At 47.0% G+C, this 12,836-nt stretch carries 11 protein-coding genes; 5 read left to right on the plus strand and 6 right to left on the minus strand.

Annotated features, from left to right (window positions below):
* Positions 1-47: 47 nt before the first annotated feature.
* Together OO778_RS20915 and OO778_RS20920 are read right to left on the minus strand one after the other, a co-directional pair.
* Complete coding sequence (locus OO778_RS20915) at positions 48-2,594, minus strand: glycosyl hydrolase family 18 protein (RefSeq protein WP_074190253.1); 2,547 nt, start codon at positions 2,592-2,594, stop codon at positions 48-50.
* A gap of 369 nt (positions 2,595-2,963) precedes the next feature.
* Positions 2,964-3,467, minus strand: coding sequence for a DUF2850 domain-containing protein (locus tag OO778_RS20920; RefSeq protein ID WP_041853152.1), 504 nt, complete (start codon positions 3,465-3,467; stop codon positions 2,964-2,966).
* A gap of 326 nt (positions 3,468-3,793) precedes the next feature.
* Between OO778_RS20920 and OO778_RS20925 the strand changes: the two genes are divergently transcribed.
* Both OO778_RS20925 and OO778_RS20930 read left to right on the plus strand, forming a co-directional pair.
* Entirely contained in the window at positions 3,794-4,078 is a 285-nt protein-coding gene (locus tag OO778_RS20925) for a pyrimidine/purine nucleoside phosphorylase (protein ID WP_005392006.1), read from the plus strand.
* Positions 4,079-4,209: 131 nt separating this feature from the next.
* Positions 4,210-4,491, plus strand: a complete 282-nt coding sequence (locus OO778_RS20930; protein ID WP_041853103.1) for a hypothetical protein — start codon at positions 4,210-4,212, stop codon at positions 4,489-4,491.
* Positions 4,492-4,494: 3 nt separating this feature from the next.
* Here the strand turns inward: OO778_RS20930 and OO778_RS20935 are convergent, their stop codons facing one another.
* Positions 4,495-5,643 carry a GGDEF domain-containing protein gene (locus OO778_RS20935; RefSeq protein WP_006740940.1) on the minus strand — a complete coding sequence of 383 codons (1,149 nt, stop codon included), beginning with the start codon at positions 5,641-5,643 and terminating at the stop codon, positions 4,495-4,497.
* A gap of 533 nt (positions 5,644-6,176) precedes the next feature.
* On the opposite strand from OO778_RS20935, the gene OO778_RS20940 reads away from it, so the two are divergent.
* A complete protein-coding gene (locus OO778_RS20940; RefSeq protein ID WP_074190252.1) occupies positions 6,177-7,517 on the plus strand; it encodes an MATE family efflux transporter in 1,341 nt (446 codons plus the stop codon).
* A 97-nt stretch (positions 7,518-7,614) separates the two neighbouring features.
* Here the strand turns inward: OO778_RS20940 and OO778_RS20945 are convergent, their stop codons facing one another.
* From OO778_RS20945 to OO778_RS20955, 3 genes are all read right to left on the minus strand, one after another.
* Positions 7,615-9,294, minus strand: a complete 1,680-nt coding sequence (locus tag OO778_RS20945; protein ID WP_264911428.1) for a pseudouridine synthase — start codon at positions 9,292-9,294, stop codon at positions 7,615-7,617.
* A 117-nt stretch (positions 9,295-9,411) separates the two neighbouring features.
* On the minus strand, positions 9,412-10,032 hold the full coding sequence (locus OO778_RS20950) for a DsbA family protein (RefSeq protein ID WP_074190250.1): 621 nt from the start codon (positions 10,030-10,032) through the stop codon (positions 9,412-9,414).
* On the minus strand, positions 10,026-10,892 hold the full coding sequence (locus tag OO778_RS20955; protein WP_025507420.1) for an MBL fold metallo-hydrolase: 867 nt from the start codon (positions 10,890-10,892) through the stop codon (positions 10,026-10,028). Before OO778_RS20955 ends, OO778_RS20950 begins: the two co-directional genes overlap by 7 nt.
* Positions 10,893-11,018: 126 nt before the next feature.
* Between OO778_RS20955 and OO778_RS20960 the strand changes: the two genes are divergently transcribed.
* Positions 11,019-11,906 carry a LysR family transcriptional regulator gene (locus OO778_RS20960; RefSeq protein ID WP_074190249.1) on the plus strand — a complete coding sequence of 296 codons (888 nt, stop codon included), beginning with the start codon at positions 11,019-11,021 and terminating at the stop codon, positions 11,904-11,906.
* Between the two features lie 95 nt (positions 11,907-12,001).
* Positions 12,002-12,805 carry a Cof-type HAD-IIB family hydrolase gene (locus tag OO778_RS20965; protein ID WP_005497695.1) on the plus strand — a complete coding sequence of 268 codons (804 nt, stop codon included), beginning with the start codon at positions 12,002-12,004 and terminating at the stop codon, positions 12,803-12,805.
* Positions 12,806-12,836 lie beyond the last annotated feature (31 nt).

Below are 12,836 nucleotides of genomic sequence, written 5' to 3' on the forward strand. Positions count from 1 at the left end.
AGCTGTCCTTTGATCGTTAACTTTACAGAAAGTCTGCAAGGTTGGGCTTAGTTACAGTTAGCTACGCCAACTTCTTTCCAAACGCCCCATTCGCCAGATTGGCTAGGATCGTCACCCTGAGTCCACCATTTCGCTTCCCAAGTTTTACCCGCATGCGTGACTTGGTTGCCGCCTGTGTACACCGCGCTTGCATCCCATGCGTTGTCACAGGTGCCTGGGTTTGGATCGGTGGTATGCTGTGCAACAACCACAGTTGCGCTTGCTGTTGAAGACGCTTTGCCGTCGCTCACACTTACGGTAAAGCTTAGGCTAGTGTCTTGCGGATATTCAGCAGCAGTGAAAGTTACTTTAGAACCTTCAACCGTTGCGTTCAAACCTTGAGGCAGCGTCCAGTTGAAAGTAAGAGTATCGTTGTCTGCATCGCTAGAGGCTGACGCATCTACAACCACAACGTCACCAGCGTTTGCTGTTGCTGGAGCAACAACTTGCGCTACTGGCGCATTGTTCGCTGGGTCAACCACACCTGCTGGCTTCACAGTTACTACAACAAGGTCAGATGCCGTTGCACCTTCGTTGTCAGTCACCGTTAGCTTGAAAGTTAATTGCTCCTCAACGGTAACTTCTGCTGCATCAAAGCTTGCTTTCGCAGTGTTGGCGCCTGCTAGTACCACTGCAGTGCCAGAGACTTGCTCCCAAGCGTAGCTTGCGATAGTGCCGTCAGAGTCTTTCGATAGGCTGCCATCTAGAACCACACTTGCAGGGCCAGTTACAGATTGATCTGCGCCAGCAGCTGCGGTTGGTTTACGGTTTGGTTGAGGAACCACACCGCCAGCCATACCTTCGTGCATTGCGTTGAGAATGTCGCCGTTATCCGCGTCGATTTCCCAAGAGAATAGACCCGCAAGACCTAGAGACTTAGCGTAGCTACCTTTTGCTAGCACTGAGCGGTGGTCATCAAATGTGATCAACTCGCCCGTAGTGCGGTTCCATACCCATGGTGCTTCTGCTTGTGCATCATAGCCGTACTCGAAGCCGTTAATGCCAGTGTTGTTTGCACCTAGCATGAATGACTTAATGCCTTTGTAGTCAATTACGCCATCTTCCCAAACACCTTGCGCTGTACTGCCCTTCAGTTTACCTGTAGCAGTACCTGTCATTGGGTCATTTGGATCGGTTAGCGTATCTGGCGTTACGCCTTCCCAGCCACGACCGTACATTGCTGTACCAAGTACTAGCTTGTTCGCAGGAACGCCTTGAGCAAGAAGAAGCTGGATGCCGTTATCTGCTGTGTAAGCAGGACCTTTGTACGGTTCGCCGTTCTCATCTACGCCACTACCGTCACACTGACCAGGGCGCATGAATGAACCACAGTAAAGCGCAGTCTGGTGACCAGGAACGTTGTTCCAACCGCCATAGAAGTCGTAAGTCATCGCGAAGATGTAGTCCATGTATTGAACCGCATCTGCATAGTCTACGTCTTCAATCTTGTCGTAACCGACACCGATAGCTGACGTTAGCTCGTAAGTACGGCCTGTCTCAGCTTCTAATTCATCAAGCATTACGCGCAATTCACGCATCAGTGCGATGTAAGCAGGGCCATCGTTTACAGGGTCACCCTTATCCGCGGCTGCACCGCCGCCACCTGGGAATTCCCAGTCGATATCAACACCGTCGTAGAATTTCCAAGTTTTCAGGAACTTCTTAACCGATGCGACGAATGTGTCTCGGTTTTTCTTGTCCACGAAATCGAAGAATGGGTCAGACAATGTCCAGCCACCGATAGATGGGATGATTTTTAGATCAGGGTTACGTTGTTTCAATGCCATTAGCATTGCGTAGTTACCCTTGATAGGTGTGCTGTATTCATGACCAGCTTGTGGGAAGCTCTTCTGATAAGCGGCCCAAGGGTCGTGGATCACGACTTCGTAGTCAGGCACGCCTGTACAAGCGGTTTGTAGTGCATTGAAGCTGTTGCCGCCAACAGACTTCACAGACTCATTTGGGCCACAAATTGGGATAAAACCGTAAAGGATGTGAGTCAAGTTGTCGACTGGCATGTTATCGACCGTGTAGTCACGACCATAGATGCCCCACTCAACAAAATACGTACCCATCACGACGCTTGGATCGGTATTGTACGTTTTGTTGTTTGGATCAACGTTCATCGTCAGTGGCTTCAAGTGAGAACCATCGGTATCTGCAATCGTGATTTCAGCTGGTGCGCTTTTCGCACAACCTGTCGCATCACACGCTTCGATTTCCATTTGGTATAGGCCGCCCTGACCATATTCAAATGTCGCTGTTGTTTGGCTACCAGTGATTGGGCCGGTTGCTACTTTTGCACCATCAAAATAGACGTTGTAAGTATCACCTGGCGTGCCACTCCACTGGTTAAATTTAACAGTGATCTTCGCTTGCTCATGGTATTTCACCATGTCGTAGTAGCCTGACGTGGTTTCCATCGCGAGTTCAATTTTAGAAAACTGAAGGTTGTTGGAACCGTACATATCGATACTTGGCGCGGTTGGAGCCGCAACTGCAGCACCTGATAGTGCTAAAGCAACGCCAGCTGCACATAGGTTAAATCGAATCATAACTTCTCTCTCAATCCTTGGATTCATGTTCTACCTAGAACATAGGCTGCTCTTGCACCAGATAAGATGATTGGATTTACTCCATGTGCAAAAGCATCACACTCAGCATTTCAGAGAGTTTTTTTTCGTCAAAAAAAATTAAGACGGTTTTCGAGGCACTTGAGAGAACTTAACTAAAACTCGCACTCTGTTACACAGAAAGTGTCAGACTGAGTCAATAATTTATAAAATCTCAGCAGAAACTAAAATTATTGTTTACTCAGTATCGGGTGGGATAAATGCGATGAATACCTTATTTCATTGTTTATTAAGGTTTTGTTTCATCGAAGTAGAAAGATAATTGAAAGGAGAAATAGCCGTGAAGACGTGCTAGTCACGGCTGAAATGTTCACTTAATGCAGCGCGACGTTTTGAAGCCGCTCCGGTTTCTGAGCCTTGAACGGTATGCTCAAATCCCTTACGGATGAATCGTTGGTCTGGAATAAGAGGCTCAATACGGCGAATCTGAGGTGAAAGGTGAGAGCCCGAGATCTGGTACGCGGTTTTTCCTAATCCAGTGTTCAACGTGATGACCTTTCCATCGAATTCAAATTCTGTCGTGATGAGTCGATGGTTTCGATATACCCCATCCTCTGTGAAAGTCAGACGTTCTGTTTGGTAGGGTGGCGCGCCGATCTCAATCCACTCGCCGTAGACTTTTTCCGGGTCAATATGGTCTTGATAGGATAGGTGGATTTGATAGCTGAAAAACGCCAAAAGACCCACCCCGAAAACGGCAAATGCGCTTTTGAGGGCTTTGGATTGGTGGCGAGCCCAAAATGAAAGTTTTGGTTCCTGTCTTGTTTTCCGCCTTCGGCGAGCTGAGTCCGTCATTGGTCTACTTTTCTTCCCTTTTTTAATATGGTGGAAACCTTCCTTCTCAAAAACAAACAATCCCGCCATTAAGACTAAGAAATTATGATCTAATGTCCACTTTTACATTCAGATACACTCTTATTGATGATTTTATTGATTGCTAGCGTTAACTAATTCACCGACTTTATCTCACTAATTACGTCGTCTGGTTAAGCCTAGAAAAAGGTGGCCTCGCTCAGTAGCAAAGGATGTGCTTTATAACGTTGAGCTTAATGACTTTCAGAGCTTGAGTAACAGGAAGAAACAAGGTAAAAAAGAGCGGACTTTTGATAAGGAAACCAATAATGAGTATTAAGGAAAACAGCTATTTTGCAGGTAGTGTAAAATCACTAGGCTTTAACCAGAATGATCAGGACGTTAGCGTTGGTGTAATGCTTCCTGGTGAATACACGTTCGGCACTCAAGCGCCTGAGCGTATGACGGTTGTAAAAGGTGCGCTTGTGGTCAAGCGTGTCGGCGAAAGTGATTGGACGACTTACCAAAGTGGTGAGTTTTTTGAAGTGGAAGGGAACTCTTCATTTGAGCTTCAAGTGAAAGACGCGACTGCGTATTTATGTGAGTACTTCTAAAGCGTCCTTTTTGCCTGTAATAAAGCCACCTTCGGGTGGTTTTTTCGTCTATGTGCTTCACTTATAACGCATCTTTTGGTTATTTGGGTATATACTTAATAAAAATGCACCCATCGACCAGGGAGGAAGTGATGGCAGTACAACGCAAGCATTCTGATCTCCCTCCTCGTTACGAGGACAAAGATCTCACCAATGAGCAAAGACATCGTTTTACCGAGGTCGCCAATGCAGCCCATAAGAGACGTGAATTCTATCGACGTGCTCTAGGAAAAGGCTTAATGGGCAAAGTGAAGGACCGTGCGTTTAAAGGCCAATTCGGTCGCCAGCAAGATAAGCCGAGCAGAGTGCTGCAAGCTGTGTGGCTAATCGTATTTCTGGTGCTGGGGCTATGGGTGATGCATGTATTCGCTTAACCGTTAGCAAGCTTCTGACACAGCCGGCGTTTCAGAGGCTGACTTCTCTTCGGTATTGCAGTGCTCGTAATACGCGTATTGGTTTTTCCCTGTGTGTTTAGCCGCATACATTGCTTTATCTGCGCACCGAGTCAATTCAGATAAATCCTTCGCATCTTGTTTGTAGATAGCAGCGCCCACACTCATCGTTAACTCGTTAATCATATCGTAGCTTCGGTAGCCTTTTGGGAATAGATTCACAATACGCTTCAAAATGCTGTCTAGGTCACCTTTACTGTTTATGTCGTACAGCATGAGCACAAACTCGTCGCCCGCAAATCGAGCGATGGAGTAGTCGTGTTTGTCGGTTTTTCTGTCTTTATGGCGAACATTGTTTTTTAATCGAGTTGCAAAGGCTTGAAGCACTTGGTCACCAATATCGTGTCCGTAGGTGTCGTTAATATGTTTGAAGTTATCAATATCAAGGAAGACCAGAGCAGTGATACTGTCATCAGATGAATGGTTGATCTCATCGAGCTTTGCTCGCGCCCAAGTTTCAAAGCTCCAGCGGTTGGCAAGCCCTGTGAGTTGGTCAAAATACGCCAACTCTTCAATCCCTTCACGATAAAGTGTTTGAATGTAGTTGAGGACTTTTGTGTAGTAATACGAGAATGTGTGACACACAAATGCAGTTGCTATCAGGGTCAGCATAAATCGTCGTTCTATGATGTCACTGGCTGTTGGTAGCCGATCTAAAAAAACGACGCCAAAAAAGATCAGTAAGATATAGGTACCACTAAACAGCAGACCGACTTTAAACTCATTGATCAGCACCAGAGTGGCGACAATGGGGTATAGCCATAGCAGTTTGCCTGAGGGGGCATCGTTATACAGAAGTAGCAATAACCCTTCGAACATCAAGACTGCACTCAGCCATAGGTCGGCATATTGATGATGTCGTTGAACCTTTATCACATAACTGATACCTAAACAGGCTAAGGCACACAGAGCATGGAAAAAGCTTAATCCCCAATTATCCTCAAACAATTGAGCAATGGAGCCATAAGTTAAACATGCCGCGGCGATACTGGAGCATAAAAAGACAATTTTCTTTTTTCTTGTTGAGCGGATATCCGCCATTTCCTCTAAGCGTGCTCCAGCCAATGTCGACATTACGTATCCTTGCTTAATTAACGTGTACGCTTATTCTAGGCGGTATTTTAGCGATAAATAGAACAACAAAGTTTCCAAATGTGATGTCAGTCATTTTTAGTATGGTCCTAGAAGTGTGGTTTGGTGAGAGTGCTCAAAGCACAACAAAGGCTTATAAAGTTTTCCATGGCGGATCTTTATGGCTTCAGATGGTTCGATTAATAATTCAAAGTAATGCATTTTCACCGCCGTATTTGCAGGATCTATCCTGACTCAACTCTGTTGGGAGTAGCATGAATGGCGCCTTCTACCTATTGAGCTCATTGTTCGTCAATCGACGATCTCTAAATTCCGGCAATGAGTTTTTCGTTGTGAAAAAGCATTAGAAATATTTTTCCGAAACAGAGCGAAATATTGTTGTCGTTGTGACCAATATGCGACTAGAATCCGCGCTAAATCACGACCTCATATCGAGCTTCATTCGAGTTACTCTTTTTCCAAACTGCTTCACACATTTTGTGGGGCAGTTTTTAGTTGTAGGAAAGGTTAAAAACATGCCTAAAAGCCAGAACATCAACCAGCGAATGTCCATTGTGGCGTTAGCTTGGCCGATTCTTGTCGAAATTTTGCTACGGACGGCTTTAGGAACCAGTGACGTGTTCATGCTGAGTGGCTACTCGGACAAAGCCGTATCCGCTGTTGGTGTGATCACGCAGATTACCTTTTTCTTAATCATCGTTTCGACGTTTGTCAGCAGCGGAACGGGGATTTTGATTGCCCAATACAACGGCGCTGGGCGCGAGCAAGAGTCTGTGAACGTCGGCGTTGCAAGTATTGCGCTGTCTGTGATTGTCGGTGCGTTCTTGAGTGTGATTGCCGTGCTTGGCGCGATATTCCTGCTCCCGTATTACGGTTTGGAGGCACAAGTCGAGCAATACGCACGTGAATATCTGCTGATCAGCGGTGCGATGACGTTTAACGTTACGATTGGCGTTGTTTTTACGACCATTCTGCGTAGCCATGGCTATTCACGCTCTCCAATGGTGGTGAACTTGATCTCGGGTGTGTTCAACATCATTGGTAACTATATTGCGCTTTACCAGCCATTCGGTTTACCTGTGTATGGTGTGCAGGGTGTAGCAATAGCAACCGTCGTCAGCCAAGTCATCGGTACGTTAATGTTATGGTTTATTCTCGCACGCAGTAGCATTGAACTACCAATGTCGACCATGAAACAAGTGCCCGCAGAGATTTATAAAAAAATCTTAAAAATCGGCGGCATGAACGCGGGTGAAGTGCTGTCTTATAACGTGGCGCAAATCTGCATTGTGTACTTTGTGGTGCAAATGGGGACGGCATCGTTGGCGGCTTTCACTTATGCACAAAACATTGCCCGTTTCTCGTTTGCTTTCGCGTTGGCAATTGGTCAGGCTGCGCAAATTCAGACTGGTTACTACATCGGCAAAGGTTGGGTGAGCAGCATTTTAAAACGCGTACAAATCTACTTCTTAGTGGGATTTGTGGCATCAACGGCGGCAACCACACTGATTTACCTGTTTAGAGAAGAGATTCTGCGCGTATTTACCGATCAACCAGAAATACTCGCATTGGCAGGTTCGTTAGTCATGGGCTCAATTTTGCTCGAGGCCGGACGTGTGTTTAACCTGATTTTTATCGCGGGGCTCAAAGGCGCGGGTGACATCAAGTTCCCAGTGCAAATGGGGATTTTGAGTATGTGGGGACTAGGCGTGCTTTTCTCTTACATCTTTGGCATCCACTTGGGTTATGGCGTTTTAGGGGCTTGGATGGCAATCGCACTCGATGAATGGGTGCGTGGTATCATTATGGCAAGGCGTTGGCGCTCTCAGGTGTGGACCAAGTTTAAGGTGAGCTAACGGTTTTTGGTATCGCGCATCACGCTTATTCTGTTGTTAGAAACCAAAAAAGGCACTGTTAGTCAGTGCCTTTTTGTTATTTAAAATCTGGAAGGCGTTAGAATTCGCACTCAGCTTTGAACACCATGCGCTCTTTGCTGTATGGATGATCCAGCTCTAGCATCTCAGCATGCAGGTGTAAGCGATTCGCTTTTTCGCCGTATAAACCATCACCAACCATTGGCATGTTTAATCCCATGTGATGAGCACTGTGTACACGTAGTTGGTGAGTTCGCCCGGTTTTCGGATACATGTATACCTTGCTGCGTCCATCTTTGACTTCAATCAGTTGCCAGTAGGTTTCTGCATGTTTCCCGTGTTCAAAACACACCAGTTGACGTGGGCGGTCGTCGGGGTCACCACGCATTGGCAGTGAAATTTCCCCTTCTGGCGCGTTCAATACGCCTTCGAGTAGTGCCATATAGCGTTTTTGTACGCCGCGAGCCATAAACTGTTTTTGCAGACTTTTGTTCGCGCGCTTGGTTAAGGCAAACACCAAAATGCCAGAGGTCGCCATGTCGAGGCGATGAATCACAAACGGCCCTTCCACATCAGGGAACATCGCTTGTAGGCGAGTATAAGCAGAGTCTTTGATGGTTTTACCCGGCACTGAAAGTAAGCCCGAGGGCTTGTTGACGACGACCATAGCGTCGTCTTGGTAGATTATCTCTAGCTCTTTGTCTTCTGCCCAATTCTCCGCCAATGGGTTAGGTTCGACATCCAGCCCTTGCATCATATGGCCCAAAATCGGCTGACATTTGCTGTTGCACGATGGGTAGAATTTTTTGTGTTGGCGAACTTCAGACTTTGGCGACACACCCCACCAAAATTCTGCTAACGCCAGCGGTTTGAATCCGTATTTAAACGCGTATTGGAGCAGTTTTGGCGCAGCACATTCCCCTGCACCTGCTGGTGGTACTGGGTTTGTGGTGTCCGCAAAAATGTCCACCAAGTCGCGTGTTTCGCCATGGCTGTTTAGAAAGCGGTACTGTTTATGCAGTTTGTGCTGTAAAGCGTTGGAGAGTGTTTTGCGCTGCTCTTTCAGATGAGCAAGTTGCTGCTCTAACTCGGCCAAGCGCGCTTCTTTGATTGCAAGCTTTTCATCCCACGCTTGCTTTAAGTATTTGAGAACGTTTTTCTCGGCGACACTTTGCTTACCCAACTCATCCAACAAGATTTTGAGATCATCGGCATTGAGCGTTTGCTCGCCCTGTTGGCGCTGTCGCTTGCGTGCTGCTCGGCCATCAATCATCACTTGGCGCTGTGTTTGCTCCTCTTGCTGATAAGCGGCTCGGTCGGCTTGGATTTGCGCTTTAAGCTCCGCCAATTCCGGTTTCGTGGCACAGGTTTTGTACTCCGCATTGGCGGCGTTGATGGCATCCGTTTCTGCGCGGAAGAAGCCTTCATCGGTCAGCATGTCATACACAGGAGGGACAAATCCTGGAATCAAGTTTTGGTCAGCAATTTTGCCAGAAAACGCACTTAAGAAGCCGAGCTCGCCTTGAGGGCTTTTTACCAGCAATACGCCAAACATTTTGCCTCGCCCCGTTTCTTCATTAACCAAACCAAAATCGTGTTCGAAGTCGGTTTGCGCTAATAAGTGCTCTTGCAATTGCTTTGCGGCTATAACGCAAAGAGGATGCGGCGTGTAGTAGAACGGAAACGTAAACTGCGTTGGTATTTCATAGTCAGAAGTATCAGCAGTAAAACGAGTAAAACAATGTTCAGGCGAGTGCATGGTGGGTATCCGCGCGAGTAAAAAATCGAGCGAGGATTGTACCTGTTTGAGTCAGGATTGCCATGTCGGTGTTGGCACTCGCTCTTGGATTAAGAACAAGAGCGAGTGGGGAAGAGCTTATTGCAGTTTTTGTAATGCAAGCTTCCACTGCGCCGGTTTGTCGTAGTAGGTCGAGTGCGGCAAGGTCAAGTACTCGCCATTTACTTCTGCAATCAGGGTTGGATAACCACCAACGTGTAACTGGCGCATCAACTGTCGGCTAGAGCGAATTCTCTCGTTTAGTTCGGCTTCGCTTAACGTCATGTTTTGCTCCCACGCATCGTTTGCTAAACCTAGCGATTCTGCAATGGCTTTGAGCGTCGATGCTTCATTCACTTTTAACCCGAGCTGGTAATGCGCGGATTGGATGGCCTTTAGCATGTGCCATGGATTCAGCCCCATTTTCTCCGCACTCAAGATCGCTTGTGTTGGTAGGTAAGAATCAAGAACAAACGTATCTTCGCTTTTCACGCGTTGCAGATATGCTTCACCAAATGTTGCTCCGGTTTCGGTTGCGATACGAGCGTCACTGTTGATGATGTGCTGACGAAATTCAGATTCAATCGCGCGTTTCTCAATCATACCGCCGGGATGAAACTCTACCTTAAATTGAGAGGTGTCCATCAAGGCTTCGATGAGTGGTGATGCCCCGTAGCACCAACCACACATGGGATCGAAGAAGTAATGCACGGTTACCATGACATTTCACCAGTATGCACTTTCGCACCGATTTCTAGCGCGATTGGCAATTGAGCTTCTGGGTATTTCGCTGACATGGTGTCAATGAGTTGAACGCTGTTATTGCTGTGTTTTTTCGCTTGCTGAAAATCCTGCAAATATTGTTGCGAGTAGCGAATGGTGTCTGCGTTCAGCTTTGTGCCTGCTTTCATGTGACCAGGGATGACCACTTGAGGTTTAAGCGCAAGCATCTCGCTAAGCTGTTGCTCCCAAGCATTGATAGCGGTTTGGTCAGCGGCATCGGCCATCCACAAATGTACGTTTGAGTACACGGCTACGTTACCTAGAATCGCTTTGTTATCTGGAATCCATAGGTAAGGGCGGTGTGCTGATGTGCCATGGTTACCACGAATTTCAATCTTATGACCTTCTAGCTCTAATGATGCTTTATCGTACGCGACAGGGATCACTGGTTTTACCGGTGCGTTTGCGCCCAGCTTTGGTCCCCAGTACGCCAGCTTTCCAGCCAATTTCTCTTTAATAATTTTTTGAACCGCAGGTGTTGCGATGATCTGCGCATCAGGGAACTGTTGGTGTAAGGCCTCTGCGCCAAAGTAGTAGTCTGGGTCCGCTTGGCTGATAAAAATGGTTTTAAGCGTTTTGCCTGAGTCCAACACTTTAGCGGCAATGCGCATCGCGTCAGCTTTGGTGAAGCCAGTGTCGATGACCATGGCGTCAGTCTCACCGTATACCAAGGTTGAGTTAACGTGGAAGCTGTTACCGTCGGCGTTGTAAACCTCAAGAGTAAGGGGAGAGTGGTTTGCCGCTAGGACAGGGCTTGCCATTAAAATGGATGCAGCAATCAAAGTGAATTTTTTCATAATAAGCTCCTAAAGAATTTGGGGCCAAGCGACGATGGCTTGGGAACGGGAGCTATATTAGAAAATTGATACGCTCGGAAAAATACACAATAATGTGCATCACTATTTCTTATTTCGAGCAAATGTATGGACAGAGTAACGGCAGCAAAAGTATTTGTGGATGTGGTGTATTCTGGCAGTTTTACCGCGACCGCAGAGCGGTTAGACATGTCTCGGCCAATGGTGACTCGTTATGTAGAGGCGATGGAGAACTGGCTGCAAACTCGTTTGTTGCACCGCACCACGCGCAAGGTGTCGCTCACCACCGCAGGGGAGCGCAGCTTGCCTCAGATTGAGCGCTGGTTAAAACAGGCCGATACGTTGACGTCGAACATTGCCGTTGATGGTGAGCTGTCCGGAAAAATCCGTCTCGCGTCTAGCACTTCATTTGGATTCTCACAGTTGATCCCAGCAGTAAACAGTTTTATGCAAAAGCACCCCAAAGTGCATATCGACATAGATCTGCAAGATTCAGTGAGTGATCTAACCGAGCAACGTATCGATCTGGCAATCCGAATTGCGTCAGATCCCGATCCTTCTTTGATTGGTAAGCCGATTGCGGTGTGTGAATCGGTGTTGGTGGCATCGCCGCAATACTTGCAAGCTCACCACGTGATCACGCATCCGCGAGATTTATCTTCACACGACTGTTTGGGTTACAAAAACTTTGAGCGTCACGTGTGGCATTTGTCTCAGGGCGACCAGTTCGAATCGGTGGGAATTGAGTGTCGCCTAACCAGCAATGAGGCTACGGCGTTATTGTATGGAGCGTTACAAGGCATGGGTATTTCGATGCTGCCAACCTATTTGAGCAATACCTATCTGCAATCGGGTCAGCTTGAGTCGGTGTTGCCGAATTGGAAGCCAAATGATCTCAACATTTACGCGCTGTATTCATCGCGTAAACACTTGTCTCCTGCGGTGAGAGCCTTCATCGATCACAGTGAAGATTACTTTAAACTGCACCCTTGGTAATCGCGAAAGGCGTCGTCATCCCGACTTGAGATTCATACAAGATCCTGTACCTTACATGGATATATTTTTCGCAGCGTCATTTAGAGTTTTAGTTAATGTCACAAGTTCGCATCAAATTTATTGCTTCCGATATGGATGGCACATTGCTTGACCAATACGGTCGTTTGGATCCAGAGTTTTTCGACCTGTTTTTGCAACTGGAAGAGCAAGGCATTTTGTTCTCCGCTGCGTCTGGTCGTCAGTATTACAGTCTGCGAGACACGTTCGCGCCAATCAAAGATCGAGTGTTGTATGTGGCCGAAAACGGCACCTTGGTGATGTACCAAGACAAAGAGCTCTACAGTTGTACCATTCCTAAAGCGGAAGTGGCGGAGATTGTGCAAGCGGCTCGTGAAATTGACGGAGCGAACATTGTATTGTGTGGCAAGCGCTCTGCGTACATCGAAACGCATGATCAGCAATCACTGGAAGAGTTTCAAAAGTACTACCATCGCTGTGAAACGGTGACGGATTTGCTTGAGGTCGAAGACGAGTTCATCAAGGTAGCGATTTGTCACTTTGACGGTTCGGAAGAGCTCCTGTTCCCGACCATGAACGCGAAGTTTGGCGCAACGCATAAAGTCGTAGTGAGCGCAAAAATTTGGCTGGATGTGATGAATGCCGAGGCGTCTAAAGGCGCGGCCATTAAGCATCTTCAAGAGACGATGAATTTTACTCCGGCAGAAACCATGACGTTTGGTGATTACCTCAATGACCTCGAAATGCTGCAAGTCAGTGAGCATTCGTACGCGGTTGCCAATGCGCATGAAGAGATTAAGAAAATCGCTCGTTATTCTGCGCCAAGCAACCAAGAGGCTGGGGTACTAAAAGTGATTAAAGAGAAAGTGTTAGCGAAGTAACGCTCATCCTTTCGATGTTCTTTTCTTCTTA

The organism is Vibrio sp. STUT-A16, from assembly GCF_026000495.1.
Classification (GTDB): Bacteria; Pseudomonadota; Gammaproteobacteria; order Enterobacterales; family Vibrionaceae; genus Vibrio; species Vibrio diabolicus.